This window comes from Enterobacter sp. GD03975, from assembly GCF_029838645.1.
Lineage (GTDB): Bacteria > Pseudomonadota > Gammaproteobacteria > Enterobacterales > Enterobacteriaceae > Enterobacter > Enterobacter quasihormaechei.
Genome location: NZ_JAOBZC010000001.1, coordinates 266,934 through 292,670, shown reverse-complemented (window position 1 = coordinate 292,670; position 25,737 = coordinate 266,934). Strand labels below are relative to the sequence as shown.

At 55.7% G+C, this 25,737-nt stretch carries 23 protein-coding genes and 2 pseudogenes; 17 read left to right on the top strand and 8 right to left on the bottom strand.

Going from position 1 to position 25,737, the window contains the following annotated elements:
- The first annotated feature begins 43 nt into the window (after window positions 1–43).
- Window positions 44–277, top strand: coding sequence for a YdcY family protein (locus N5C09_RS01300; RefSeq protein WP_107535429.1), 234 nt, complete (start codon window positions 44–46; stop codon window positions 275–277).
- 3 nt (window positions 278–280) lie between these two features.
- Here N5C09_RS01300 and N5C09_RS01295 read toward each other — a convergent pair whose 3' ends face one another.
- Window positions 281–730: a DMT family transporter gene (locus N5C09_RS01295; protein ID WP_063866633.1), complete on the bottom strand. Its 450-nt coding sequence runs from the start codon at window positions 728–730 to the stop codon at window positions 281–283.
- Window positions 727–1,245: a GNAT family N-acetyltransferase gene (locus N5C09_RS01290; RefSeq protein ID WP_279748292.1), complete on the bottom strand. Its 519-nt coding sequence runs from the start codon at window positions 1,243–1,245 to the stop codon at window positions 727–729. Before N5C09_RS01290 ends, N5C09_RS01295 begins: the two co-directional genes overlap by 4 nt.
- Before the next feature lie 148 nt (window positions 1,246–1,393).
- Between N5C09_RS01290 and N5C09_RS01285 the strand changes: the two genes are divergently transcribed.
- The 3 genes from N5C09_RS01285 (at window position 1,394) to N5C09_RS01275 (ending at window position 4,000) form a co-directional block, all read left to right on the top strand.
- Window positions 1,394–1,969 (top strand): XRE family transcriptional regulator, encoded by a 576-nt coding sequence (locus N5C09_RS01285; protein WP_063866635.1) that lies wholly within the window; start codon window positions 1,394–1,396, stop codon window positions 1,967–1,969.
- 66 nt (window positions 1,970–2,035) lie between these two features.
- Window positions 2,036–3,070 (top strand): NADP-dependent oxidoreductase, encoded by a 1,035-nt coding sequence (locus tag N5C09_RS01280; RefSeq protein ID WP_131636919.1) that lies wholly within the window; start codon window positions 2,036–2,038, stop codon window positions 3,068–3,070.
- A gap of 261 nt (window positions 3,071–3,331) precedes the next feature.
- Entirely contained in the window at window positions 3,332–4,000 is a 669-nt protein-coding gene (locus tag N5C09_RS01275) for a GntR family transcriptional regulator (RefSeq protein ID WP_063449925.1), read from the top strand.
- Window positions 4,001–4,131: 131 nt separating this feature from the next.
- Here the strand turns inward: N5C09_RS01275 and pqqU are convergent, their stop codons facing one another.
- Window positions 4,132–6,249: a TonB-dependent receptor PqqU gene (gene pqqU, locus N5C09_RS01270; RefSeq protein ID WP_279748291.1), complete on the bottom strand. Its 2,118-nt coding sequence runs from the start codon at window positions 6,247–6,249 to the stop codon at window positions 4,132–4,134.
- 246 nt (window positions 6,250–6,495) lie between these two features.
- Here pqqU and N5C09_RS01265 point away from each other — a divergent pair, with 246 nt between their 5' ends.
- Complete coding sequence (locus tag N5C09_RS01265) at window positions 6,496–7,557, top strand: YncE family protein (RefSeq protein WP_279748290.1); 1,062 nt, start codon at window positions 6,496–6,498, stop codon at window positions 7,555–7,557.
- Between the two features lie 92 nt (window positions 7,558–7,649).
- Here N5C09_RS01265 and ansP read toward each other — a convergent pair whose 3' ends face one another.
- On the bottom strand, window positions 7,650–9,146 hold the full coding sequence (gene ansP, locus N5C09_RS01260; RefSeq protein ID WP_279748289.1) for an L-asparagine permease: 1,497 nt from the start codon (window positions 9,144–9,146) through the stop codon (window positions 7,650–7,652).
- A gap of 582 nt (window positions 9,147–9,728) precedes the next feature.
- On the opposite strand from ansP, the gene N5C09_RS01255 reads away from it, so the two are divergent.
- The 10 genes and pseudogenes from N5C09_RS01255 to N5C09_RS01210 all read left to right on the top strand — a co-directional run bounded on the left by N5C09_RS01255 (window position 9,729) and on the right by N5C09_RS01210 (window position 19,207).
- Window positions 9,729–10,730, top strand: a complete 1,002-nt coding sequence (locus tag N5C09_RS01255) for an LLM class flavin-dependent oxidoreductase (RefSeq protein ID WP_204642343.1) — start codon at window positions 9,729–9,731, stop codon at window positions 10,728–10,730.
- Window positions 10,727–11,848: an amidohydrolase gene (locus N5C09_RS01250; protein ID WP_279748288.1), complete on the top strand. Its 1,122-nt coding sequence runs from the start codon at window positions 10,727–10,729 to the stop codon at window positions 11,846–11,848. The genes N5C09_RS01255 and N5C09_RS01250 overlap by 4 nt, the downstream gene beginning before the upstream one ends.
- Before the next feature lie 16 nt (window positions 11,849–11,864).
- Window positions 11,865–14,128: pseudogene (locus N5C09_RS01245) on the top strand (NtaA/DmoA family FMN-dependent monooxygenase).
- 9 nt (window positions 14,129–14,137) lie between these two features.
- The gene (locus tag N5C09_RS01240) at window positions 14,138–14,647 is read left to right on the top strand and encodes a GNAT family N-acetyltransferase (RefSeq protein WP_131637160.1); all 510 of its coding nucleotides are present in this window, start codon (window positions 14,138–14,140) and stop codon (window positions 14,645–14,647) included.
- Between the two features lie 9 nt (window positions 14,648–14,656).
- Window positions 14,657–15,583 carry an amino acid ABC transporter permease gene (locus N5C09_RS01235; protein WP_279748287.1) on the top strand — a complete coding sequence of 309 codons (927 nt, stop codon included), beginning with the start codon at window positions 14,657–14,659 and terminating at the stop codon, window positions 15,581–15,583.
- Entirely contained in the window at window positions 15,567–16,340 is a 774-nt protein-coding gene (locus tag N5C09_RS01230) for an amino acid ABC transporter ATP-binding protein (RefSeq protein ID WP_279748286.1), read from the top strand. Before N5C09_RS01235 ends, N5C09_RS01230 begins: the two co-directional genes overlap by 17 nt.
- A gap of 67 nt (window positions 16,341–16,407) precedes the next feature.
- Window positions 16,408–17,025 carry a glutathione S-transferase family protein gene (locus N5C09_RS01225; protein WP_279748285.1) on the top strand — a complete coding sequence of 206 codons (618 nt, stop codon included), beginning with the start codon at window positions 16,408–16,410 and terminating at the stop codon, window positions 17,023–17,025.
- Window positions 17,026–17,062: 37 nt separating this feature from the next.
- Window positions 17,063–17,293: a tautomerase PptA gene (gene pptA, locus N5C09_RS01220; protein ID WP_063866648.1), complete on the top strand. Its 231-nt coding sequence runs from the start codon at window positions 17,063–17,065 to the stop codon at window positions 17,291–17,293.
- A 185-nt stretch (window positions 17,294–17,478) separates the two neighbouring features.
- The gene (locus tag N5C09_RS01215; protein WP_279748284.1) at window positions 17,479–18,480 is read left to right on the top strand and encodes an LpxL/LpxP family Kdo(2)-lipid IV(A) lauroyl/palmitoleoyl acyltransferasee; all 1,002 of its coding nucleotides are present in this window, start codon (window positions 17,479–17,481) and stop codon (window positions 18,478–18,480) included.
- 91 nt (window positions 18,481–18,571) lie between these two features.
- A complete protein-coding gene (locus N5C09_RS01210; RefSeq protein ID WP_279748283.1) occupies window positions 18,572–19,207 on the top strand; it encodes a helix-turn-helix domain-containing protein in 636 nt (211 codons plus the stop codon).
- A 141-nt stretch (window positions 19,208–19,348) separates the two neighbouring features.
- Here N5C09_RS01210 and N5C09_RS01205 read toward each other — a convergent pair whose 3' ends face one another.
- Entirely contained in the window at window positions 19,349–19,825 is a 477-nt protein-coding gene (locus N5C09_RS01205; protein ID WP_279748282.1) for a GNAT family N-acetyltransferase, read from the bottom strand.
- Between the two features lie 85 nt (window positions 19,826–19,910).
- Between N5C09_RS01205 and N5C09_RS01200 the strand changes: the two are divergent.
- Window positions 19,911–20,843, top strand: a pseudogene (locus N5C09_RS01200) (LysR family transcriptional regulator).
- Here the strand turns inward: N5C09_RS01200 and N5C09_RS01195 are convergent.
- The gene (locus N5C09_RS01195; RefSeq protein ID WP_279748281.1) at window positions 20,832–21,143 is read right to left on the bottom strand and encodes a helix-turn-helix domain-containing protein; all 312 of its coding nucleotides are present in this window, start codon (window positions 21,141–21,143) and stop codon (window positions 20,832–20,834) included. The pseudogene N5C09_RS01200 and the gene N5C09_RS01195 sit on opposite strands and share 12 nt — an antisense overlap.
- Window positions 21,144–21,304: 161 nt before the next feature.
- Here N5C09_RS01195 and fusA point away from each other — a divergent pair, with 161 nt between their 5' ends.
- Window positions 21,305–23,407, top strand: coding sequence for an elongation factor G (fusA, locus tag N5C09_RS01190; protein ID WP_279748280.1), 2,103 nt, complete (start codon window positions 21,305–21,307; stop codon window positions 23,405–23,407).
- Between the two features lie 296 nt (window positions 23,408–23,703).
- On the opposite strand, the gene N5C09_RS01185 is transcribed toward fusA, so the two are convergent.
- Both N5C09_RS01185 and N5C09_RS01180 read right to left on the bottom strand, forming a co-directional pair.
- Window positions 23,704–24,657 (bottom strand): HpcH/HpaI aldolase/citrate lyase family protein, encoded by a 954-nt coding sequence (locus N5C09_RS01185; protein ID WP_279748279.1) that lies wholly within the window; start codon window positions 24,655–24,657, stop codon window positions 23,704–23,706.
- On the bottom strand, window positions 24,657–25,736 hold the full coding sequence (locus N5C09_RS01180; protein ID WP_279748278.1) for a cysteine protease StiP family protein: 1,080 nt from the start codon (window positions 25,734–25,736) through the stop codon (window positions 24,657–24,659). Before N5C09_RS01180 ends, N5C09_RS01185 begins: the two co-directional genes overlap by 1 nt.
- Window position 25,737: the final 1 nt, after the last annotated feature.

Below are 25,737 nucleotides of genomic sequence, written 5' to 3'. Positions count from 1 at the left end.
CCCGGTACGCCTGGCACCACCGAATACGTTAAAAGGAGTGACAATGTCACATTTAAACGATGTTATCGCGCGCGTTGATGCCGCCATCGAAGAGAGCGTTATTACCCACATGAATGAACTGCTGATCGCATTAAGCGATGATGCAGAGCTGAGCCGTGAAGATCGCTATACCCAGCAGCAGCGCCTGCGCACCGCGATTTCACATCACGGTAAGCAACATAAAGAAGAAGCGGAGGCGCGCCATGCTCACCTTACGCAGGGCGGGACTATTCTGTAAGGGTTAAAACTGGCGCCGCGCCACCAGCCAGGCGCCGACCACCAGCAACACTGCGCCGCAGACCGGGCCAATCAGCGCGCGCAGCGGGACGCCGTGGCTTTTGAGGATGTCCATCACCAGGCCGCCAATTAGCTGGCTTGCCACCAGTACGGCAATCGTCGTTGCCGCGCCCACGTTCTGATACCCGCTAATACTGGCAAAGACAAAAAACGAGCCCAGCAGCCCGGGGATCAACGTCCACCAGCGCACCGTTGACGCCAGTTCGCTAACCCCCGCCAGGCCATTTTTCACCAGCAGGATGCTGACAAACAGCACGATCCCCACCAGCGAATTGAGCAGCATGGCGATAAGAATGGTGGAGGAGGATTGCGTAATGCGCACCATCAGGGTGTTCTGCACCACCAGCCCAATCCCGGCGGCTACCAGAAACGCTAACGTCAACGATTGGTTCATGGCAGAGCATCCGGATCGCTGCGCTCATCAAGCTGGAGCTGCATAAAGGTTAAATCCAGCCAGCGGCCAAATTTGGTGCCCACCTGCGGCATATTTCCGGTAGTGATAAAGCCCAGAGTGTTGTGCAGATGAATGGACGCCTGGTTCTGGGCCTCAATCCCGGCAACCATCACATGCTTACCGATCTGGCGGGCTTCATTAATTAATTCCGTCATCAGCAGCCGACCAATGCCTTTGCCCTGATGATCCGGATGAACGTACACCGAGTGCTCCACCGTATGGCGAAAACCGTCGAATGCCCGCCAGTCGCCGAATGAGGCGTATCCCGTCACCACACCGTCTTCTTCACTGACCAGTACCGGATAACCCACCATCGTACGCGCCTCAAACCATGCGATACGGTTATCGGTGTCGACGGTTTTATCGTTCCAGATGGCGGCGGTGTGCAGTACCGCATGGTTATAAATTTCAGCGATAGCGGCACAATCTTCTTTGCAGGCATGACGAACGATCATGGTTAACCTCTGGCTGTGTTGTTCACTATAGTAGTACGATCTACTCACAATATTACACAGTTCTTGTATTGCACCGCTACGACAAAATCCCTATTTTTTTACCGCCAGACCGCCCAGAGAGAGCATCCATACACTATAGTATGACGTCATGAACACAATAACAGACAATATGAATCAACGGATTAGCGCCCGTATCCGCCTGGAACGCGAGTCTCGGGGCTGGTCTATAAGCGAACTGGCCGAACGGGCGGGGATTTCGCGCGCCATGATCCACAAGATTGAGCGGGGCGACAGTAGCCCAACGGCGACGCTGCTTGCCCGTCTTTCCGGTGCCTTCGGTATCAGCATGTCAACGCTCATCGCGCGCGCGGAAATGCAGGAGGGCAAGCTGTTACGTCTGGCGAACCAGCCCGTGTGGCGCGATCCGCAAACCCACTATGTGCGTCGCCACGTGTCGCCGCGCACCGATCTGCCTATCGATCTCGTCCAGGTCGAACTGCCCGCGGGCAGCGATGTGCCAATGCCTGCCTCCTCCTATGCGCTGGCGCGACAGCTGATCTGGTTGCAGTCCGGTGAACTGGTCTTTCTGGAGGGGGACACCCGCCATGAAATGAAGGCCGGAGATTGTCTGGAACTCGGGCCGCCGAACGACTGCCGGTTTATCAACGAAACGGATGAACCGTGCCTTTATCTGGTCGTGCGGCTTAATCAGTCCGGCTCATAATGCAAAAGCGATCCGCAGCATAACGTGCCAGGCTTGAATGACATTTTCAGCAGTAAGGAGAGATGAATGAGTCAATCTACTACGCAAAACCGACGCTGGGTACTGGCCTCTCGTCCGCACGGCGCGCCGGTCGCCGATAACTTCCGCTTAGAAGAACAACCTATCCCCACGCCCGCAGAGGGCCAGGTATTGTTACGCACCGTATGGCTCTCGCTGGATCCGTATATGCGAGGCCGCATGAGCGATGCGCCATCCTATTCACCTCCGGTCGAGATTGGTGCCGTGATGGTGGGCGGCACGGTAAGCCGCGTCGAGACGTCCCGCCATCCTGATTATAAAGAAGGTGAATGGGTTCTGGGTTACAGCGGCTGGCAGGACTATGAACTGTCGGACGGGAAGGGGCTGGTGAAACTGGGCGAAAACCCGTCGCGCCCTTCGTGGTCACTGGGCGTGCTGGGGATGCCGGGTTTCACCGCGTATATGGGGCTGCTCGATATCGGCCAGCCTCAGGCGGGGGAAACGCTTGTCGTGGCCGCAGCCACGGGGCCGGTAGGCGCAACGGTGGGGCAGATCGGTAAAATAAAAGGGTGCCGGGTCATCGGCGTGGCCGGCGGTGAGGAAAAATGCCGTCATGCGGTTGAAGTGCTTGGTTTCGACGCCTGTCTGGATCACCGTGCGGACGATTTTGCTGAACAACTGGCGAAAGCCTGCCCGCAGGGCATTGACGTTTATTACGAAAACGTCGGCGGTAAAGTCTTTGACGCCGTGCTTCCGCTACTGAATACCTCCGCGCGCGTACCGGTTTGTGGACTGGTCAGCGGCTACAACGCGACCAACCTGCCAGAGGGTCCGGACCGGTTACCGCTGCTGATGGGAACCATCCTGAAAAAACGCATCCGCATGCAGGGCTTTATTATCGCTCAGGACTATGGTCATCGTATCGACGAGTTCCAGCAAGAAATGGGCCGCTGGGTGCAGGAAGGCAAAATTCACTATCGCGAGCAGGTTACGGAAGGGCTGGAAGCGGCCCCTGACGCGCTGATTGGGCTGCTTGAAGGGAAAAACTTCGGCAAAGTCGTGATCCGCGTGGCGGCAGACTAATCAGGGCATCGGTTATGGCGGACGGGGTCCGCCATAATTATTTGTGCAGATACGATATATTGTCTTTAATTAACCCATAAGCTTTGCGCGCCTTCGGCCCAGCTCAGCCATAAGTAGTAAACGCACTATTATTTGAACGATTTTTTATTTTAACGCGCGCCCAACTTACCAGGCATGACGATACAGGATTATATCGAACCGGCGATGTTTTTTTAAACAGTCGCCGAAAATGGCATTTTGTTTTGGCTACGGGAATTTGACATGCTTGATTTGGATAATTTGGAAAAAGCACAAAGAATCAGTCTGACTATGCAAGTTGAGAACAGTTTAAAGGGAGCGTTAATTACGGGCTCATTAAAACCTGGGGCTCGACTCATCACCAAAGAGATTGCGGATAAATTAGGCACCAGCATCACGCCGGTGCGCGAGGCCCTGCTGCGCCTGGTGTCGGCGGGCGCCTTACAGGCCACGCCTGCGCAGGCGTTTTTGGTCCCTGAAGTCACGCTGGAACGGTATAACGAAATTAACGCCATCAGAAAGCAGCTTGAGCCGATGGCCGTTGCGGCGGCGTGCCAGAATATGACCGACACCAAACTGGATGCACTACGTGCGCTGGCAGATAACTTCAGCACCGCCATGCATCAGGGCGATGTGCAGAAAGCGATTCAGGCCAACCGCGTGTTCCGGTTTACCCTCTATCAATATGCCGAGATGCCGACCCTGAACTCGCTGATTGAGCAGCTGTGGGTACGGATAGGGCCCTGTATCAACTACCTGCATGAAGAGCTGAGTGACGTGCCCGCAGAGACCTATCATTATGACGATCTGCTTTCTGCGCTTGAGAAAAGGGATGTGGCGGCCAGCCGGGAAGCGATCGATAAAGCCATCGATGAAGCCAATATTCTTCTGCAACGGCAGTACTACAGTTAAGGCGCTTTCTGGCAGACTTATCTGTTTATACCTGTTTAACATTACCTGAATGAATTCCCGGCGCATCAGGCAACCGGGAATAATGTTATTTTTTTAATTTTTACCGGCAACGCGCGCTGCCGGAGACTGTTTTATTCAAAACGATATGAGACCGACAGGCCCACGCCATAGTTACGACCAGGGGCAGGTTCGTAATACCGGTTGTAGCCAGCGTTAACAATCTCTGAACCGGCGTACTCTTTATCGAACAGGTTATCGACGCGACCAAAGATGTCCATTCCCCATTTGCCGTAATTGAGCTTATACCCGGTATTCAGACCGACCACGGTATAAGAGGGCGCTTTGGCGGTATTAGTATCGTTTGCCATAACGTCGCTCATGTAGCGTGCATCTGCACCCGCGTACCAGCCTTCCTCCGGCTCCCAGCCAAACGATGCATACCCCATGTTACGGGCAATACCCGGCATTCGGTTGCCGCTACAGTCTGCATTGTTACAGACGTTAGTACGGTAGGTGGCATCAAGATAGGTCCACGCCATTTTCAGCTTCCAGTTCTCGGCAAACTGCTGATCGAGCGCAATTTCCACACCCTGTCGGCGCGTTTTTCCCGCATTTTTGTAGGTGGTGCGGCCATCTTTGCTTTCGTCGACTACGATTTCATTGTCGGTGTCCGTACGGAACAGCGCTGCCGTCAGGATGCCATTGCCGATGCGGGTTTTGCTGCCGATCTCATAGGTATTGTTGGTTGACGGTTGCAGGTTGATATTGAGGCCACCTTTCCCATCAGAGCGATAGGAGAGTTCGTTGATGGTTGGGGTCTCAAATCCGCGTCCCGCTGCGGCATACAGGTTCCATGCGTCGGTCACGGCGTATTTCACTGCACCTGCCGGAAGCCATTTATGGTAGCTGGCGTCGCCGCTGTCATCGCCGTTTTGCGGTGTGATGTAACGATCGTTGGAGTCAAACCAGACGGAACTGTACCGTACGCCCGCCTCAACGGACAGTTTTTGCGTTAGCTGCCACTGGGTTTGCAGATAGGGATCGAGGTTCCACATCAGGTTACGTTCGTCCCGGCGTTTGTTGCCCTTCACGCCAAGTTCCGGCACGCCGTTATCCATAACGAAGTTTTCATACCCGCGACGATTTTCACTCATGTTTTCGTAGTTCAGGCCGGTGGTAAAGGTCACCGGTATCAGCAGCTCGCCCCGGTGTGTCCAGCGCGTATCAATACCCTGATAGTGACGCTGCATATCAATCACGCCGCCCGCATGCGCAGGGTTTGCTGTCTGCGTGGTAGCAGGAATGGACTGGTACTGGGTCATTTCACGCTCACCGGCATACATCATCACGCTGAGGTCGTCCTGCTCGCTCAGCTGACGGTCGTAGCGGAGTCCGGCCTGGGTCTGCTTAATGGTCTTCCGCGTGTTGTACTGATCGCCGCGGGGTGACTGACGCGGGTTGTTCTGCCACTCCTGATAGCTCAGTCCGCCCGGATCGTTGGCTTTCATGTCCACGCTGTTAAAAATCAGCGTCAGCTTGCTGACGTCATCAATGCGGACACCCAGTTTCGCGTTGGCGAGGTTCTTTCGTGCGCCGCTGTGATCGCGATAGCCATGGGTGGTGAAACGGGTGGTGGATACGGCGTAGTCCACGTCTCCCGCCTGCGTACCGTCGCCCACCGCGCCGGTGGCCTTCAAGCCGTAACGCCAGGTGCCGTAGCTGCCGTAATAGCTGCTGGCCTCAACGGTGGCCGGCTGCTGTCCGGTCTGGGTATTAATGTTGATCACGCCGCCGGAGGCATTGCCGTACAGGGCGGAGAAGGGGCCGCGCAGCACGTCGATGCTCTCTACGCTGCTGAGATCGATGTTTGACGTTTGCCCCTGGCCGTCGGGCATGGTCGCCGGAATGCCGTCCACGTACATGCGGATCCCGCGTACGCCAAAGGTTGAGCGCGCGCCAAATCCGCGGACTGAAAGTTGCAGATCCTGGGCATAGTTCTGGCGATTCTGGATTTGCAGGCCAGGGACGCTCCCCAGAGATTCAGAGAGATTGATGCGCGGGGCGGCATGGCGCATGTCTTCACCCTGTACCACGCTGACTGCGGCTGGCGTATCCAGCTCGGAGACGGTTTGTGGCGTAGCGCTCACAATCAGGGTTTGTTCTTCTGCGGCCAACGCACTCAGCGGGCCAAAAGCGACGGGGACGAACAACAGTGGTAGCGATGCCCTGCGGGCAGAAATGATTTTCATGGAATAAACCGTTTAAGAAAAATTCGAACCAAATCAACTGGAACCTGTGTATATATGTTAAATCCTTTGTAAATCTTATGAAAACTATAACCGCACATTTCGTGAATGTAATGGAATGAGGGAAAGAAATACTCCACATTCAACTCATTAATGATTACTATTCTCATTAAAATAGCGGCAAAGCGATGACTTTGCCCCCTGGAAGCGATGTCAGCGGTATATCTCCTCATTTAAAAAGGAATTGTTATGTCTTTACGTCATCTGTGCTCGCCGCGCCTGCGTGGGTCTCTGCTGTTGGGTTCTTTACTGATCGCCGGTACGTTCCAGGCTCATGCTGCTGAAGAGATGCTGCGCAAAGCGGTAGGCAAGGGCGCGTATGAAATGGCCGTCAGCCAGCAGGAAAACGCGCTGTGGGTTGCGACGACTCAAAGCCGCAAAACCGATAAAGGCGGCGTGGTTTATCGCCTGGATCCGGTCACGCTGGAAGTGACGCAGGCGATTCATAACGATCTCAAGCCGTTTGGCGCCACGATCGATAAAGCCACCCAGACCCTGTGGTTCGGAAACACCGTCAACAGCGCCGTAACGGCCATTGACGCCAAAACGGGCGAGGTGAAAGGGCGCCTGGTGCTGGACGATCGCAAGCGTAGCGACACGGTGAAGCCTCTTCAGCCGCGCCAGCTGGTGGCCGATGACGCGACCAATACGGTGTACATTACCGGTATCGGTAAAGAAAGCGTGATTTGGGTGGTGGACGGCGCAACGCTGAAGCTGAAAGACACCATCACGAACACCGGCACGTTCAGCACCGGCCTGGCTCTGGATGCACAGGCAAAACGTCTGTACACCACCAATGCGGACGGCGAGCTGGTCACCATTGATACCGCGACCAATAAAATCCTCAGCCGTAAGAAGGTACAGGACGACGGTAAAGAGCACTTCTACCTGAACCTGAGCCTGGACACTGCCGGTCAGCGCGCGTTCCTGACGGATTCTAAACAGCCAGAAGTGCTGGTGGCGAGCCTGAAAGATGGCAGCGTGATGCAGAAAATCGCCGCGCCAGAATCGCTGGCCGTACTGTTTAACCCGGCACGCAATGAAGCCTACGTGACGCACCGCGAGGCAGGTAAAGTGAGCGTGATTGACGCGAAAACTTACAAAGTGACCAAAACCTACGATACGCCGGTTTACCCGAACAGCCTGGCGCTGTCAGCGGATGGCAAGACGCTGTACGTGACGGTGAAACAAAAGTCTACCCGTCAGCAGGAAGCAACCCAGCCTGACGATGTGATTCGTATTGCACTCTGATGTGGGAATTGCCCGGTGGCGCAGCGCTTACCGGGCATACAAAACAATGAAATGTAGGCCGGGTATGGCGAAGCCGCCACCCGGCTTTTTTATTAACGCGACGTCTCTTCCACCAGCGGACCGTTCTGTTTGCCCTCTTCAGGATGAACCGGTGCGGTACTGTGAATTTCGTTCACGCGTTTACGCACGCCAAACCAGCCGGCAATCAGCAACACCGCCAGCAGCGGGATCGTCGCGATGGTGTAAGTACCGTTCGGGTAGTCGAACGCCATCAGCACCAGCACGCTCAGCAGGAACAGCAGAGTAAGCCAGGAGGTCACCGGCGCGCCCGGCAGCTTGAAGCTGACGTCAGCCGCTTTCCCTTCTTTGATCGCCTTACGCAGACGCATCTGACACACCACGATAAAGGCCCAGGAGGCGATGATGCCCAGCGCGGCGACGTTCAGTACGATCTCAAACACCTGAGACGGAACCAGATAGTTCAGGAACACGCCGAAGACGTACACCACCAGCGTGGCCAGAATACCCGCGTAAGGCACCTGCTGCTTGCTCATTTTCGACATAAACTTTGGCGCAGATCCGCCCATCGACATAGAGCGCAGAATACGGCCTGTTGAATAGAGGCCGGAGTTCAGGCTGGAGAGCGCAGCGGTCAATACCACGATGTTCATGATGCTGCCCACATACGGCACGCCCAGCTTAGAGAAGAAGGTCACAAACGGACTTTGACCCGCCTGGTACGCGTTCCATGGCAGCAGCAGTACAAGCAGCACCACGGAGCCAACGTAGAACAGGCCGATACGCCAGATTACGCTGTTGATCGCTTTTGGCACCATCGTCTGCGGATCTTTGCATTCACCTGCCGCCGTACCGACCAGCTCAATGGAGGCAAAGGCGAACACCACGCCCTGCACCAGAACCAGGGCTGGCAGCAGGCCGTGCGGGAAGAAACCGCCGTTATCGGTTATCAGATGGAAGCCCGTAGCGTTGCCGTCCAGCGGTTTACCGGTGCCGAGGAATACGGTACCGACCACCAGGAAGATCACGATGGCCAACACCTTCACCAGCGCGAACCAGAACTCCATCTCGGCGAACCACTTCACGCCGATCATGTTCATGGTCCCGACAATCGCCAGCGCGCCCAGAGCGAACACCCACTGTGGCACATCGCCAAACGCGCCCCAGTAGTGCATGTACAGCGCGACGGCGGTGATATCGACGATGCCTGTCATGGCCCAGTTTACGAAGTACATCCAGCCTGCGACATACGCGGCTTTTTCACCGAGAAACTCACGGGCGTAAGAGACAAAGCTGCCGCTGGAAGGGCGGTGAAGCACCAGCTCGCCCAGGGCACGAAGAATGAAGAAAGAGAAGATCCCGCACACCAGATAGACAAGGGCGAGAGCGGGGCCGGCCATTTGCAGACGTGCGCCTGCACCTAAAAACAGACCCGTACCGATAGCGCCGCCGATGGCGATCATCTGCACCTGACGGTTGCCCATCGCCTTGTGATAGCCCTCTTCGTGAGAGTTCAACCAGCGACGTTTCGCAGCATGATGATCGGCTGCGCTTTTATTGCTTGTTTTCATTGAGTTACCTGTTTGCCTGTCTGAACCATTAACGTGATAGTCCTGCCTGGCAGAAGCCGAAACAAACGATTGCTTCTGCGCAGACACATGCTGCCTTTCCAGTCATTCTGTGTATGGATAAGGCAAAACATGGCGTGGCATCCTACCCGCAATTGATAAGCGACGCAAAATATAACCGTGTCGAAAGTGATGCATGTCGAAGGAAATCGTGTGGTCAGAGCAGACGGGGATCGTAATGCGCTGAATCGTGGCGCTTTTTTAGGCAAAAAGGCCGGTGAACGCGGATTAATCCATCAGGTTTACTTGATAATTACTGCCTGGTAGAGATTATGAATGCCGCAGGGCTTCAATGAGTAATTTATAGGCGATAATGTCGATTACGACACTGGAAGGCGATACAGCACAGTAAAAACAATATATAGGCACCTGCGGAAGTGGGAATACTGATTATTTCGCTCAACTCACTCCGTTGACAGATCCTCTATTTCCGTTTTCCGGCAATCCAAATGTAAATTAATTGTTTCTCAGAGGTGAAATCCTCACTTAATAATGACGACATGTTAAGTCAAACGAGAACGCAACATGTCATGGCGAATCAGCATTCTGGATAAAAGCCCCGTCGCAGAACACGAAACCGCCGCCGATGCGCTGGCGCGTACCTTAACGCTGGCGCAACAGGCGGAAACGTTGGGTTATCACCGCTTCTGGATTGCCGAACACCATAATACCCCGCAGCTTGCCAGCCCCTCGCCGGAACTGCTGATTGCCTGGATCCTCGGGCAAACAAAGCGTATTCGCGTGGGCTCAGGCGGCGTCATGCTGCAACATTACAGCCCCTATAAAGTCGCTGAAAACTTTAACGTACTGGCCGCCATCGCGCCGGGCCGGGTTGATCTGGGCGTCGGTAAAGCGCCCGGCGGTCTGCCGCTCTCTACCCGCGCGTTGCAGCGCGGCCTTAATCCGCAGGAAAAAGGCAGCTTTGCGGAACAACTGACGCAGCTCGATCGCTGGATCCGCCCTGAAAATCAGTCAGCGGAGGAGACGGTTCGCGCCACGCCTCTGCCCCCGGTACCTGCCCAGGGGTTTCTGCTGGGCGCCAGCACCGAAAGCGCGCTGCTGGCGGCCTCCCTCGACTGGCATTTTGTCTTTGCCGCACACCTGAACGGTGACCCTGAGCTGCTGCGCGAGGTGGTCACAGCCTGGCGTCAACACAGCGTCCGGGAGGTGATGGTGGCCGTGCAGGTGATTGTTGCCCCAACCCAGGCCGAGGCCGACGCGCTGGCGCAAAAGGTTGAAGTGTGGGGCGTGGCGCTGGCAAACGGGCAGCGCGTTACCGTGGCCAGCGAAGAACAGGCCTACGCCTTTGCGCGGCAGGCGGAAAGTGAACCGGTGCGCATCGCGCGTCGGGCGCAGTCTCTGCTGGCCGGAACGGCGGAATCGGTGCTTGAACAGCTCAACGCGCTGCATCAGCAGTGGGGCATTGACGAATTTATCATCGACACGCCGGTCGCTGACGGCGCAACGCGCGTGCAGTCCCTGCGACTGCTGGCCGAGGTACGTCTTAACAGGGAGGTTACCGTATGAACTTCAGCGAACAGCTGATTGCCTGGCGCCGGGAGCTGCACCAGTACCCTGAGCTGTCCGGTCAGGAGGTCGAAACAACGGCCCGCCTGCGCGAGTGGCTGACGGCGGTCGGGATTGCCCCGCTGGATTACGATCTTCAGACCGGGCTGGTTGCGGAGATAGGTCAAGGCAACGCACTGATTGCGCTGCGCGCCGATATTGACGCGTTACCTATCGACGAGCGCAGCGGAGTGCCGTTCAGCTCCCGGCGTGCAGGAGTGATGCACGCCTGTGGTCACGACGTTCACACCAGCGTGATCCTCGGCGCCGCGTTAAAGCTGAAGGAGCGGGAAGCCTCGCTCAACGGTCGCGTGCGGATCCTGTTCCAGCCTGCGGAAGAAAATTTCGGCGGAGCGAAAAGCATGGTGCGGGCCGGGGCGTTACGCGACGTACGCGCGATTTTCGGGATGCATAACGAGCCGTCACTGCCGGTTGGTGAATTTGCCACGCGCGGCGGCCCGTTCTATGCCAACGTCGATCGCTTCGTTATTCACATCACCGGTAAAGGCGCGCATGCCGCACGCCCCCATGAAGGTAATGACGCCATCGTGCTGGCAAGCCAGCTGGTGACCGCGCTGCAAAGCGTCGCCAGCCGTAACGTTAATACGCTGGATTCAGTCGTGCTGAGCGTGACGCGCATCGCCGGCGGGAATACCTGGAACGTGCTGCCGGAAAGCGTTGAGCTGGAGGGCACGCTGCGCACGCACCGCATGGAAGTGCAGCAGAACGTAAAGGCGCGCGTCGGTGAAATCGCCGCCGGATTTGCCAGCGCCTTTAGCGCGCAGATCAACATCACCTGGTACGCCGGACCCACCGCGCTGGTGAACGACGAGCACTGGGCCGGGTTTGCCACCTCGGTCGCGCGCGAGGCGGGGTATGAAACCCGTCATGCTGAACTGCACATGGGCGGAGAAGATTTTGCGGTCTATCTGCAAAACGTTCCCGGCGCGTTTGTCAGCATTGGCAGCAACAGCCCGTTTGGTTTACATCACCCGGCATTTAACCCTGACGAAGCATTAATTGAACCCGCTGCCCGCTATTTTGCACAGCTCGCGGAAAAAGCCCTGCAACACGTTTAATTTATTTGAGGTGAATATGTCTGCACATCGTCAATTGCGGCTGGGGACCATTTTGCATGGTGCATCCGGAAATATGTCCGCCTGGCGTCATCCGGCGGCCGTCGCGGATGCCAGTATAAATTTTGATTTCGTCAAAGAAACCGCATTAAAAGCGGAAGAGGGCAAGCTCGACTTTATCTTCGTTGCTGACGGTCTTTATATTAACGAGAAATCCATTCCGCATTTTTTAAACCGTTTTGAGCCGCTGACGGTGTTGTCCGCGCTGGCAAGCGTCACCTCGCGCCTGGGGCTGGTCGGTACGTTGTCCACCTCCTACAGCGAGCCTTTCACCGTTGCGCGTCAGTTTGCCAGCCTCGATCACCTGAGCAACGGTCGCGCGGGCTGGAACGTAGTGACCTCACCGCTGGAAGGATCGGCGAAGAATTTCTCCCGCGAAAAACACCCTGAGCATGCGCTGCGCTACCGCATTGCCGATGAGTATCTCGACGTGGTGAAAGGGCTGTGGGACTCCTGGGAAGGGGATGCCTTTATCCGCAATAAAGAGAGCGGACAGTTTTTTGACGCGTCGAAACTGCACACCCTGGATCACCATGGTGACTTCTTCCAGGTTTCTGGCCCGCTGAATATTGGCCGCACGCCGCAGGGACGTCCGATTGTCTTTCAGGCCGGCGCGTCCGACGACGGTAAAAAGCTGGCAGCAAAACACGCCGACGCCATCTTTACCCACCATGACACGCTGGAAGAAGCGCAGGCCTTTTACCGCGACGTCAAACGGCAGCTGGAAAGTCACGGTCGCCGCGCGGGTGATTTACATATATTCCAGGGCGTCAGCGTGATTGTCGGAAATGACGCCGATGACGTTGAAAACCAGTATCAAACCACGGCGGCACTGGTCTCCATTCATGATGCGCTGAACTATCTCGGGCGTTATTTCGAGCATCACGACTTTAGCCAGTATCCCCTTGACGCGCCGTTCCCGGATATCGGCGATTTAGGCAAAAACAGCTTTCGCAGCACCACCGATGACATCAAGCGTAACGCCCGTGAGCGCAACTTAACTCTGCGTCAGGTCGCGCTGGAAGCCGCATCGCCGCGCCCGCGTTTTTCCGGCACGCCGGAGCAGGTAGCCGATGGTTTACAGGCCTGGTTCGAGGAGAAGGCGGCAGACGGCTTCATCATTCAGGGCGGTACGCCGGATACCTTCCCGCGCTTTGTCGACCAGGTGGTGCCCGTTTTACAGGCGCGCGGCCTGTTCCGCACTGACTATCCCGGCACCACGCTGCGCGAAAGTCTGGGCTTAGACGAACCCAAAAATCAGTTCACACAACAATAAAAGAGAAAAACGCTATGCAGAAATCATCGCTTATTCTGGCGCTTGCGCTGGCCTTTACCCCTGCCGTCTGGGCAGAGAACGTCAATATTAACGGCACCGGCGTGAGCATTGAGGCTAATAAAACGCCGATCGACACCGCCAAAAACAGCGATGCGATCGCCCAGTTGCCGAAAGACTATCGCTTTGCCGTGCCGGGGAAATTTACCGTGGCGGTGGCGGGGCTGAATCAGCCGCCGCTGACGGTCTTTTCCGACGACAACAAAACCCTGCTGGGGAGTGAGGTCGACATTGCGCGCCTGGTGGCGGACAGCCTCGGGCTGGAGCTAAACGTGGTTCCCACCTCCTGGGAGGACTGGCCGCTGGGGGTGGCATCCGGGAAATACGACGCGGCGATCAGCAACATCACCGTCACCAAAGCGCGCAAAGAGAAATTCGACTTCGCCACCTATCGCAAGGATTCCCTTGGCTTTTACGTGAAATCCACCAGCCCGATCGCGTCGCTCCAGAAGGCGGAGGATATCGCCGGGCTGCGCATCATCGTTGGCTCCGGTACTAACCAGGAGGCGATCCTGCTGGCGTGGAACGAAGAGAACCTTAAAAAAGGGCTTAAGCCGTTTATCCCGGTCTACACCAAAGACGATGCGGCGCAAACCCTCGCGCTACAGTCAGGTCGTGCAGACGCCTATTTTGGCCCGAACGTGATCGGCGCCTGGAAAGCGGCGCTGACCGGTAAAACCAAACTGGTTGGCAGCGTCGACGGCGGCTGGCCGAAGGCGGCGCATATCGCGGTGACGCTGAAAAAAGGGAGCGGCCTGGTCGAACCGGTTCAAACCGCGCTTAACGGCGTAATTAAGAACGGAGATTACGACAAAGTGCTGAACCGCTGGGGAGAAGGCGTTGAGCGTATCCCCCGTTCCGAGGTTAACCCGGCTGGTCTGGGCGATTAAGGAGGCGCTATGCGGGAACAATTTCGTGACGTTTCGCCGGAAGATAGCGATCTTCAGCCCATTATTAACGGCCTGTTCGGTGAATACGCCGCTCGTTACGGCGACTACTTTTCAAAGGATGCGGAAGTCGAGCTGACGGAGTGGTACCTGGCGCCGCAGGGGCTGTTTATCGTGCTGGAGCGCGATGGCGAAATCATCGCTACCGGCGCTTACAAGCCCTTCGACGAACGCACGGCAGAAATCAAACGTATCTGGACGAATAAAACGCTGCGCCAGCAGGGGCTGGCCGCGCGCGTGGTACAGGAGCTGGAGCGCAGGGCGATACTGGCGGGCTACAGCCACATATACCTCACTACCGGGTTTCGTCAGCCGGAGGCGGTACGGCTCTATCTCAGTCAGGGGTATCAGCCGCAGTTCGATCTCAACCGCGATCCGGAAGAGTACAGCCAGCCGCCGTTCGATGGTCGGCTGCGTTTCACCAAGACGCTGATCCGCGAAGCGCTCAGCAAAACCGCATAAGGAGCGACGATGAGTAACGTTGAAACCATAAAAGTGGTCCCCGCACGTTATCCGCTGCGCGCAGTCGGCGCTGCGGTGGCGCTGTTTGTGCTGGCGGTCGTGATTCAGTCCGTGGCCTTTAATCCACGCTGGGAGTGGGCGGTATTTGCTCGCTGGTTCTTTGATCCGGTGATCCTCGAAGGCGTCGGTCAGACGCTGCTGCTCACGTTGATAGGCACTGTGCTGAGCGTGGTGATTGGCGGCATGCTGGCGCTGGCGCGGCTCTCGTCATCCTGGCTGTTGAGCAGCCTGGCATGGGGATACATTTGGCTTTTCCGCTCGCTGCCGCTGATCGTGGTGCTGATCGTTCTTTATAACTTCTCCTATCTCTACGACACGCTCTCTCTCGGCGTGCCTTTTACCGGTATTACCTGGGGCAGCGTTGAAACCATCAACGTGCTCGGGCAGTTTTCTACCGCCGTCGTGGGGCTGACGCTGGTGCAGAGCGCCTATACGGCGGAAATTATTCGCGGGGGCTTCCTTGGGGTCGATCACGGCCAGTATGAGGCGGCCGCCGCGCTTGGGCTGCCGGCGTGGCGTCGCACCGTGCGCATTATTCTTCCGCAGGCGCTGCGCACCATTTTGCCGTCCGGATTTAATGAAATCATCAGCCTCGCCAAGGGTACGGCGATGGTTTACGTGCTGGCGATGCCGGAGCTGTTCTACACGATCCAGATGATCTACAACCGTACGCAGGAGGTGATCCCGTTGCTGATGGTGGGAGCCGTCTGGTATCTGGTGATTACCACCGTCCTGTCTGCCATCCAGCATATCGTTGAGCGTGGGCTCGCCCGCAGCGAGCGCCGCTCCGCCGTAAACCAGAATCGGGCAGCCAGCCGGACGCGTTCCGTTACCACCTCACCAGAACAGGAGCCTGTTCATGCAAGCCTCTCCTGAAGGACACATTTCTATTACCGGCGTCAGCAAGTTTTTTGGCCGACATAAAGCGCTCGATAACGTCACGCTTGAGATACCGCCGGGTTCCGTCACGGTGATCCTCGGCCCATCCGGATCGGGGAAATCGACGCTGCTGCGTACCATTAACCATCTGGAGCGCGTAGACGAAGGCTTTATTCAGATTGACGGAGAGTACATTGGCTACCGCCGCCAGGGTGACAAACTGTACGAGCTTAAAGAGAAAGAGATCCTCAAACAGCGCGTTAACGTGGGCTACGTTTTTCAGAACTTCAACCTGTTTCCGCATCTTACGGTGCTGGAAAACCTGATTGAGGCGCCGATCGCGCATAAGAAACTCACCCGAAAGGCGGCCATCGAGAACGCATACAGCCTGCTGGATGTGGTCGGCCTGCGCGAAAAAGCCGATGCCTGGTCGCGTCACCTTTCCGGCGGCCAGCAGCAGCGCATCGCCATTGCCCGCGCGCTGGCGCTGCGCCCCCGCGTGATGCTGTTTGATGAGCCCACCTCAGCGCTTGACCCGGAACTGGTTGGTGAAGTGCTGGACGTGATTAAAAAGCTGGCCCGTTCCGGCACGACGCTGGTGGTGGTTACCCATGAGATCGGCTTTGCCCGGGAAGTGGCGGACCAGGTGGTGTTTATGGTTGACGGAAAAATTGTGGAGCAGGGCAGCAGCGAGGACGTGTTAAACCGACCTTCGCATCCGCGAACGCGCCAGTTTTTGTCGAAAGTATTGTAGTTTTCCCGCCTGGGATAACCTGGTCATGCTGCTCTACACTTAGGGTTTTCATCCCTGAGGGGGCAACATGATCAAACTCTATGGCGTACCCGGCTGGGGATCGGCAATCGGTGAAGTGATGCTGACTCTGGCAGACATCCCGTATCAGTTCGTCAACGTGGACGGGTTTGACCAGCCCGGCCCGCAGCGCGAACTGCTGTTAAAACTGAACCCGCTGTGCCAGGTGCCGACGCTGGAACTGGAAAACGGGACGATCGTGACGGAAACTGCGGCGATTGCCCTGATGGTGCTCGACAGATGTCCCGATCTCGCGCCGCCCGTAGGGCAGGCCGAGCGCCAGCAGTTTCAGCGCCTGCTCATCTGGTTTGTGGCCAACGTCTATCCCACCTTTACGTATGCAGACTATCCGGAACGCTGGGTGCCTGATGCTCCCGAACAGCTGAAGAAAAACTGCATTGAGTACCGAAAAGCGCTCTATCTGTGGTTCGACACGCAACTCAGCGCCTCGCCTTTCGCTTTTGGCACACAGCTGACGCTGCTTGACGTCTATATTGCCGTCGCGCGTACCTGGGGGCCACGTCATGAGTGGTTTGCCACCAATACGCCCCATATCACCGCCATCGCGGATGCGGTTTGCGCGCTGCCGGAACTGCACAAGGTGCTAAAAGCTAACGACATAATCTGATAACGTGGAACGCTCATCTACAAAAGGAGCCCTGCCCATGCCACATGTTGATATCAAATGTTTTCCACGCGATCTAAATGACGAACAAAAAACGGCGCTGGCGGCGGATATCGCCGAAGCGATCGCCCGTCATCTGAACAGCAAAGATCGCTCAATCTCCGTGGCGCTTCAGGAAGTTCAGGAAGCTGACTGGAAGGCGCAGGTCTGGGATACCGAGATCGGCCCGAAACTCGATAAGCTGATTAAGAAACCCGGCTATTCGATGTAACCCGCTTGCCGGGTGGTGCACTGTCACCCGGCGATCCCCGCCTTTATTTGCTATCGCAAAAATCGATAATAAAAACCATAACGATTCCGCTACAATTCTTCCTTCCGAACAATATTCGTTAAATCAGCAGGTAAGCACTGCAACTGCACCAGATTAAGTACAGATAGTAAAAGGATAATTTTTTCATGACAAAATTACCTCGGTTTTCACTCGCCTTTATTCATCCTCGTTACTGGCTCAGCTGGGCAGGTATCGCCGCACTCTGGTGTACGGTCCAGCTCCCCTATTCGCTTCTGTTAAAAGCAGGGCACGGACTCGGGCGTCTGGCCATGCGCCTGCTTCCACGCCGCGTGGAGATCGCCAGACGAAATCTTGAGCTTTGCTTTCCGGAGATGAAAGAGGATGCGCGAGAGCGTTTACTCGAGCGTAATTTTGAATCGGTTGGAATGGGCGTCATCGAAACGGGGATAGCGTGGTTCTGGCCTGACTGGCGCGTGCGCAAACACTTTAGCGTGACCGGCTACGAACATATGGAACAGGCTCGGGCGCAAGGAAAGGGCGTGGTGCTTATCGGCATGCATTTTCTCACGCTCGAGCTGGGCGCGCGCATCTTCGGCATGCTCAACGCAGGTATTGGAGTGTATCGACCCAACAATAATGCACTGCTCGACTGGCTACAGACGCGCGGGCGCCTGCGTTCCAATAAAACCATGCTTGACCGCCATGACCTGAAGGGCATGATCCGCGCGCTGAAGCAAAATGAGATCCTGTGGTATGCCCCGGACCACGACTATGGCAAAGCGAATAGCGTGTTTGTGCCGTTTTTTGCCGTCCCGGACGCTGCCACTACGGCCGGGAGCTACATGCTGGTGAAAAGTGCCAGACCGGCCGTGATCCCGTTTGTACCATGCCGTAAAGCAGACGGTACAGGGTATGAGCTGATTATCCTGGAAGATATCAGCGATACGTTGCAGGGGGGCGATAAAGCGTCGGTGGCCACGCAGATGAACAGAGCGATTGAGCGCGCCGTGCTGATGGCACCCGAGCAATATATGTGGCTGCATCGCCGCTTCAAAACTCGCCCGGAAGGCCAGCCGGACCGCTATGCACGCAAAAAACAGGCCCGTTCTCCAGCAAGAACCTTCTCTGCCAGCGACATGTCGGACGAGTCGCGAATTCAGCAGTAGAAAAGGAGGGCGGATGCCGGTGCGCTCCGCCCTTTATAAAACCTGCGGCGCTGGATAGAATTACCGCATCCACATTGTCGGGATGCAAAACATGACCGGAAGAGTCGATTATCACCTCGAAAAATACCTCCTCACCGAAGCCGCCGAGCCAGAACGCCTGACGCGCCAGTGGGCGGAAGTGATGCGCGAATGCCATGACCAGAAATCAGGGGCCGAAGAGCGCCTGCGTCTCGCGCTGCTGAATGTGGATTATGTCACCAGCTTTGAGCTTCCCTTCCGGTTACTCCTCACTCGCGCCCCGCAGTTGATTGATGGGATCAGAAATGAGTTTCAGCTCAGTCAAAAAAATGTCCTTTTCAACGGTAAACGCTTTGGCTGCGTCTACAGCCTTAAGCAGGATTTGAACGGCATTCCCGATGAGTTTACCTATCATCTTAAGACCCGTATTCAGCGAATCGATGCGGCAGGCGGTTCGGAAGTACCTTACCGGCACATTGCTCAGCAGGTGAAAGCCCCTCGCGAGCGCCTCAAGCTGGCGCTGGAAAATGGGCTTGCGGTCACGGCGCTTGACGGACTGTTCTGGTTTGGTATTCAGCGCATAGCCGCCGACGTGCAGCGGTTAAGAAAAACGGGTATGAGGATAGTGACGTCAGAGACTGAGGTGTTCGATACGCTGACGATGACAACCCGGCAGATCCCCGTCTACAGCCTGACTCAGCCGGAATGAACCTCGGTCACCGATCCTTCGAGTGCCTCAGAGAGGACGGAAAATGGCGGTAATTTCTTTCTCAGATATTCCGTGCTTCAGTAACGCCTACACTGACATTATGCCCCTGAGAAAGAGGGGCGTTTTCACGCGATGACAGCGTTAGCCAGCAAATGCCCGCAACGCATCCCCATCAAGACGATAGCGTACCCATTCGGACTGCGGTAACGCGCCGATGCTTAAATAAAAATCAATGGCAGACTGGTTCCAGTCAAGCACGCTCCATTCCAGCCGGCCGCAGTCACGTTCCACTGCGCATTGCGCGATTTTTTTTAGCAGTGCTTTTCCCGCTCCCTTGTTGCGGTATTCCGGGGAGACATATAAATCTTCCATATAGATACCGTTGCGGCCAAGCCAGGTGGAGTAGCTGGTGAAAAAAACGGCATACCCCACCACGCGGCCAGCATCTTCGGCGATCAGCGCTTCGGTTTTACTGTCTGCACCAAACAGCGTTTTGCGGATCTCGTCCGGGGTGGTGACCACTTCTTCTGGCGCTTTTTCATAGACCGCGAGTTCGTAAATCATATCGTAAATTGCCGCTGCATCTTCAGGTCGCGCCTGACGAATCGTAATGCTCATTGGTTTCCCTTTATTAGAGTTTGTAGTTGATGGAGGTAAGCATAAAGGCTAATGTCAGAAGAATTAAGTGCAATGAAATCAACCAATGATGAATATTATGCATCCGGCCTTAAGGCGCCTCGATTTAAACCTCCTGCCGGTTTTTGACGCGATTTATCGCCACAGTTCCGTTCGACTGGCGGCGGATGAGCTGGCGATGAGCACCTCGGCGCTCAGCCATGCTTTGTCACGGCTGCGTGTTTCGCTCAACGATCCGCTGTTCTACCGGGAGGGGCATCGAATGTGTCCCAGTGTCTATGCCACGCAGCTTGCGCCTGTTATTGCATCGGCCCTGAAGTCTCTTGATCGGGAGCTCTCGCCGCAGCCGGAGTTTGATCCTGCTGTGAGTACAGCGTGTTTGCAGATTGCGATAACGGACTTTACTGCGTTCTGCATATTTCCTGCGCTCATGAATGTACTTCAACATGAGGCGCCTGGCCTGCGTCTGGAATTACGTTATTTGCCGCACAGCCCAGCGTTGACGTAGTTACTGGCTGGAGAGGTGGATCTGGCCCTGGGATTCAGCACCGTTGAGGATCCCCGGTACCCGGAGCTGGAAGAGATTAGTTGGTTCGAAGATGAGTATGTGGTGATTAGCAATGCGAGCCGGATGGCACTGACGCTGGAGGATTATCTCGCCGCCCGGCATCTTGTGGTTACGCCGTGGAACGAGAAGCAGGGGGTGCTGGATTTGCAGCTTGAACGCATGGGCTATACCCGACACATTGCGATTAAAACCCCGTCCATGCTCAGCGCCCCGTTTGTTATTGCAGAAAGCGATCTGCTGATGGCATTACCGCGATTCGCCGCTCAAAAGCTACTGCCAGCCACCAATATCAAAATTTTTGACTTGCCGTTCCACATCAGTCCGTTTGAAGTAAAAATTTATTCGCATAAACGCAGCGGTAAACGAGGCGTCACGAACTGGCTAAAAGCGACACTGGGCGCGCTGGCTGAAGGCCTACAGTCAGAACGCTGATGATTTCGACTGTAACAGGATCGCCATCAGTCCCGGAAAACGGGCGTCCAGATCCTCTCTTCTCAGTGAAATCATATTCTCGCGCCCCTGCGGGCGCTGCCAGATCACGCCGCTGTCGCGCAGCACGCGCCAGTGGTGAGTCATGGTGGATTTCACCACGTCGTCCGGGCGCAGCGCGTTACAGCTCAGTTCGCTGCCGTCGGCCAGCCTGCGGACGATCGCTAATCGCAGCGGATTGCCGAGGGCGAACAGCACATTTTCCAGCAGTATTTGTTCAGGTTCCGGGTGGTTTGGGATCATCGTTTTCCTGCGTCTCGGGTCAGATTGAGCTATATCAACAATAGGTCAACCGTTAAAAAATAGTTCGATAATACTCGTACAATAGGACTATTATAACAAACGAACTCACACGCGACCATCCCGGTCGTCACAAACCAGTCTCAAAGACTTAAGGAAATATCATGCCCCGACCCATTCCACTCGAACGTTATCGCAACATCGGTATCTCCGCGCATATCGATGCCGGCAAAACCACCACTACCGAGCGCATTCTGTTTTACACCGGGATGAGCCACAAGCTGGGTGAAGTACACGATGGCGCGGCAACCACCGACTGGATGGCGCAGGAGCAGGAGCGCGGGATCACCATTACTTCGGCAGCGGTAAGCTGTTTCTGGCCCGGCATGGACAGAGGTTTTGAACCGCACCGCATCAATATTATTGATACCCCCGGGCACGTCGATTTTACCATTGAGGTGGAACGTTCCATGCGGGTACTCGACGGCGCGGTGATGGTGTACGACTCCGTCGGTGGCGTGCAGCCGCAGTCGGAAACCGTCTGGCGTCAGGCGAATAAATACCACGTCCCGCGGCTGGCATTCGTCAACAAAATGGACCGCCCGGGCGCAGATTTCTTCCGCGTGGTGCGGATGATGCAGGAGCGCCTGAAAGCCAATCCGGTGCCGATCGTGATTCCGGTGGGGGCGGAAGAACACTTCACCGGCGTGGTGGATCTCATCAAGATGCGCACCATCCTCTGGGACGATGCCACGCAGGGCATGGCGTTTAGCTACGCGCCGGTGCCGGACGATCTGCTGAGTACCGCTCAGGAGTGGCGAGAAAAAATGGTCTCAGCTGCGGCAGAAGCCAGCGATGCGCTGATGGACAAGTATCTGGAAACGGGCGATCTGGATGAAGCGGAAATCATCCAGGGGCTGCGCGTCCGGACCATCTCCGGTGAAATCCAGCCGATGCTGTGCGGTAGCGCATTCAAGAACAAGGGCGTGCAGCGCATGCTTGACGCGGTAATTGAGCTGATGCCGTCTCCACTGGACGTACCCGCTATTGATGGGGTAGACGAAGACGGGCAGCACGCTGTGCGTCATCCAAGCGATGATGAACCGTTTTCGGCGCTGGCCTTCAAGCTGATGAGCGATCCGTACGTCGGGCAGTTGACCTTTATCCGCGTCTATTCCGGCATACTGCGTAAAGGCGACGCAGTGTACAACCCGGTGAAGGGCAAGAAAGAGCGTATCGGGCGCATTGTGCTGATGCATGCCAACGATCGCCATGAGGTGGACGAGTTGCGTGCAGGGGATATTGCAGCCTGTGTCGGTCTGAAAGACGTCACTACCGGCGACACGCTGACCGACCCGAACGCGGTGATCACCCTTGAGCGGATGGAGTTCCCGGATCCGGTCATTTCGCTTGCGATCGAGCCGAAAACCAAAGCCGATCAGGAGAAAATGGGGATCGCACTACAGCGCCTGGCGGCGGAGGATCCGTCGTTCCGCCTGCACACGGATGAGGAATCCGGCCAGACGATTATCTCCGGGATGGGCGAGCTGCATCTGGAAATCATCGTCGACCGCATGAAGCGCGAGTTTGGCGTCGAGGCGAACATTGGTCGTCCTCAGGTCACCTACCGTGAAACCCTGCGCAAAGCGGTCAAGGATATTGAAGGGAAATTTGTCCGACAGTCCGGCGGGAAAGGGCAGTACGGCCATGTGGTCCTGAGCCTGGAGCCGCTAGCGGCCGGGAGTGGTTTTGTGTTTGAAGATGCCACTAAAGGCGGCGTGGTGCCGCGCGAGTACATCCCGTCGGTGGAGAAAGGCTTGCGTGAAGCCATGAACACCGGGGTGCTGGCGGGCTATCCGGTTGTGGATGTGAAAGCGACCCTGACCTTTGGTTCGTACCACGATGTCGACTCCTCGGAGATGGCCTTCCGCATGGCGGCGATCCTCGGTTTTAAAGAGGGCGCGCGGCGGGCGGACCCGGTAATTCTTGAGCCGGTGATGCACGTTGAGGTGGAAACGCCGGAGGAATATGCCGGGAACATTATGGGCGATCTCTCCTCACGTCGTGGCATGGTGCAGGGAATGGCAGAGCAGTATGGCAGCCAGATTATTCGCGCTGACGTCCCGCTGGCCGAGATGTTTGGCTATGCCACCACGCTGCGATCGATGTCGCAGGGGCGCGCAACGTATACGATGGAGTTCCACCATTTTGCGGAGGCTCCGCGAAATGTGGCGGATGAGATTATTGCGAAGCGCGTGAAGAGTTAATTAATTACACATGGTAGTCGGTTGGCTACCATGTGTTTTTTAGTTACTCTTAAAGCTTCTTCTGGCGAGTTGGTGATGAGTCCTGTGCGGTGAAATTTTTAACAATGTTCATGCGAGGATATTTATCCCTGATAACCACAAAGAGAAAAAACAGACCGAAGGGATTATTAGAGTTCATCCAACGTTTTGATGTATTCACTCGATCAATGATGATGGGCAAGTATTTAGGCGATAGTTTATTAATTCGCTAAAACGGAATATTTTAATGGTGCAATTGGTAATAATCAGAAGCCGTTTCAGGGTAATCTGTTAACAGCCATTTTGATTCCATCATCGCCTTGTTCATTCTTTAATCCGTAAAAACGCGCTCTCTCTAAAATTCCTGCTGCCCAGCGGCGATGTGTGGCGGGTTCGCACATTGCCCCCTGTGACTTAAATACCGCCAGGGAAGAATTTAGGATCCGCAGAGCGTCAGAGTGCTCACCGTGCGAGATCATTAGGGAATTATGAATAATCTCTATTTGACGTGGGTGAATGGCTGTTTTACCAACAAGTCCATGCGCCATATCAAGAGCCAGTTCTCTGGCCATGACTGCATGATCGTCAATATGCTCACATACGGGCGCGGTCAGGGCAAAATCACGCGGCCCGAAGATCGAAACAAGCATTTTGATGACGTAGCCCATCGGGCTGTCGTACAGCGTCAGATTGCGGGGACGTCGTAGCGACACTACGTTCATGAGATCGTTGCCGCCGATTCGCAGCGCAATAATGCGTTCGTGGCAGGGATGTTCAACCAGGCGGGTGGCCAGCTCGCGCATCTGAACCACGTCAAAGACGTCTTCTGTTTCCAGCGTTGGCATCATGCACAGGTGAGTCTCCCCCATGATATCCCACCATTCAGCTAACGAACTGAGGGTAAATTTCGGCAACACGAACCCGTCGACAGCGGAAAGATCATAATGCGCTTTTAACCATCTGCCCATTTCGGCATGCCGGGGACGAATGAACACCAGAGGCCAGTCATTTTTACCCAGGCTACGCATGCTGTTACTGAGCTCGTGCAGCAGGTGCTCCAGATTTTTGAGGGCGATGGGGATGTCTGCTTCACTGACAGCATCCTCCAGGCAAATCACCAGAGAGCGCAAACCCGGGATTTTTCCGTACAGAATGGCATCAGCAATATCTTCCCGTGTTGCAGGCATGTATAGCGTGGCTCCCAGATTCCAGGGAGAAAGACGATTTTTCATCAGAGCACCTTCTTGATAATGGTTACAGCCCGATACTGGCCGAGGCTTTTCCCCATTTCTGTAACAATAATTCCCCTTTCACGTGCAAGCCCCATAAGTAGTGAAACGTCCGGATCGTCAATCGAACGCACAAATATATGGTCCGGTACCCGACGTAATACAGCCCGGGTTGCCTCAGCAATACCGGGTTTAATACGATTGACGCTGTCCACTTTGAATTCATCGGCCAGGAACGCGATAACGTCGCGACTTGTTTGCCGTAAGACATGGGCTGATTCCGTATTCCAGCTCAGAGGTGCGAGTGATGACGGTGTTAACTTTTCACGGAAATGGGCAACGGTATCGACAAGCATTCTGCTGCATTCGTATCTGCTTAGATGCTCGCAAATCATGCATCCATGTAACCCTTCAGATGACCACACTGACCGGGATATCAGGCCTGACACCGGCGCACCCATGATGCCAAAAGGGATGAGCCAGTCGTCATCACTGGCCGCAAGCCAGGAACAGCCACAGGGATCGGCCAGGACAACCAGTCGCGGCTGCTCAGGATAGCCCGGGCGATCTTTTAGTGCGCGTACAAGCTCTCCGGTAATTACGCCTTTTCCTGTCCATCCGTCTACAAACACAATACCTTGGGTACCATGTCGCTTTTCAATGAGGTCGAGTGCTGCATTGTCTATTCCGCGATCCCGGATAATACTGACACCGTAATGCCATGAGGTTTCACCCATATCCCGCAGAGTCTGGTGCAGCATAACCCCGAGCGGAACGCCAGCTCTGACAAGACTGACCAGAACGATGGGCTCGTCACCGAAGCGTTTGGCCAGAGCAAAAGCGAGCTGCGTGACTTCTTTTGCAAGTCTCTCTGCGCCCCGATCCAGCGCCCGGTGAAACAAATCAAGATGCCATTGTGTAGGCGCTGGCTCCTGGCTGAGCATGTCCGAATAGTGTTTCTTTCCTGACTGAATCAGCTCTTCTTTATGCTCAACCGGCGTCATCTCAATGACAATCGGCTTTAGCAGGAATTCCACGTCACCGGGCTGGTATGATCCTGAGAAAGTTACATGTGGCTGCATT

Excerpts from the sequence above, each read along its gene's own strand:
- N5C09_RS01300 (WP_107535429.1), top strand. The coding sequence starts at position 44 with ATGTCACATTTAAACGATGTTATCGCGCGCGTTGATGCCGCCATCGAA.
- N5C09_RS01295 (WP_063866633.1), bottom strand. The coding sequence starts at position 730 with ATGAACCAATCGTTGACGTTAGCGTTTCTGGTAGCCGCCGGGATTGGG.
- N5C09_RS01290 (WP_279748292.1), bottom strand. The coding sequence starts at position 1,245 with ATGATCGTTCGTCATGCCTGCAAAGAAGATTGTGCCGCTATCGCTGAA.
- N5C09_RS01285 (WP_063866635.1), top strand. The coding sequence starts at position 1,394 with ATGAACACAATAACAGACAATATGAATCAACGGATTAGCGCCCGTATC.
- N5C09_RS01280 (WP_131636919.1), top strand. The coding sequence starts at position 2,036 with ATGAGTCAATCTACTACGCAAAACCGACGCTGGGTACTGGCCTCTCGT.
- N5C09_RS01275 (WP_063449925.1), top strand. The coding sequence starts at position 3,332 with ATGCTTGATTTGGATAATTTGGAAAAAGCACAAAGAATCAGTCTGACT.
- pqqU (WP_279748291.1), bottom strand. The coding sequence starts at position 6,249 with ATGAAAATCATTTCTGCCCGCAGGGCATCGCTACCACTGTTGTTCGTC.
- N5C09_RS01265 (WP_279748290.1), top strand. The coding sequence starts at position 6,496 with ATGTCTTTACGTCATCTGTGCTCGCCGCGCCTGCGTGGGTCTCTGCTG.
- ansP (WP_279748289.1), bottom strand. The coding sequence starts at position 9,146 with ATGAAAACAAGCAATAAAAGCGCAGCCGATCATCATGCTGCGAAACGT.
- N5C09_RS01255 (WP_204642343.1), top strand. The coding sequence starts at position 9,729 with ATGTCATGGCGAATCAGCATTCTGGATAAAAGCCCCGTCGCAGAACAC.
- N5C09_RS01250 (WP_279748288.1), top strand. The coding sequence starts at position 10,727 with ATGAACTTCAGCGAACAGCTGATTGCCTGGCGCCGGGAGCTGCACCAG.
- N5C09_RS01240 (WP_131637160.1), top strand. The coding sequence starts at position 14,138 with ATGCGGGAACAATTTCGTGACGTTTCGCCGGAAGATAGCGATCTTCAG.
- N5C09_RS01235 (WP_279748287.1), top strand. The coding sequence starts at position 14,657 with ATGAGTAACGTTGAAACCATAAAAGTGGTCCCCGCACGTTATCCGCTG.
- N5C09_RS01230 (WP_279748286.1), top strand. The coding sequence starts at position 15,567 with ATGCAAGCCTCTCCTGAAGGACACATTTCTATTACCGGCGTCAGCAAG.
- N5C09_RS01225 (WP_279748285.1), top strand. The coding sequence starts at position 16,408 with ATGATCAAACTCTATGGCGTACCCGGCTGGGGATCGGCAATCGGTGAA.
- pptA (WP_063866648.1), top strand. The coding sequence starts at position 17,063 with ATGCCACATGTTGATATCAAATGTTTTCCACGCGATCTAAATGACGAA.
- N5C09_RS01215 (WP_279748284.1), top strand. The coding sequence starts at position 17,479 with ATGACAAAATTACCTCGGTTTTCACTCGCCTTTATTCATCCTCGTTAC.
- N5C09_RS01210 (WP_279748283.1), top strand. The coding sequence starts at position 18,572 with ATGACCGGAAGAGTCGATTATCACCTCGAAAAATACCTCCTCACCGAA.
- N5C09_RS01205 (WP_279748282.1), bottom strand. The coding sequence starts at position 19,825 with ATGAGCATTACGATTCGTCAGGCGCGACCTGAAGATGCAGCGGCAATT.
- N5C09_RS01195 (WP_279748281.1), bottom strand. The coding sequence starts at position 21,143 with ATGATCCCAAACCACCCGGAACCTGAACAAATACTGCTGGAAAATGTG.
- fusA (WP_279748280.1), top strand. The coding sequence starts at position 21,305 with ATGCCCCGACCCATTCCACTCGAACGTTATCGCAACATCGGTATCTCC.
- N5C09_RS01185 (WP_279748279.1), bottom strand. The coding sequence starts at position 24,657 with ATGAAAAATCGTCTTTCTCCCTGGAATCTGGGAGCCACGCTATACATG.
- N5C09_RS01180 (WP_279748278.1), bottom strand. The coding sequence starts at position 25,736 with ATGCAGCCACATGTAACTTTCTCAGGATCATACCAGCCCGGTGACGTG.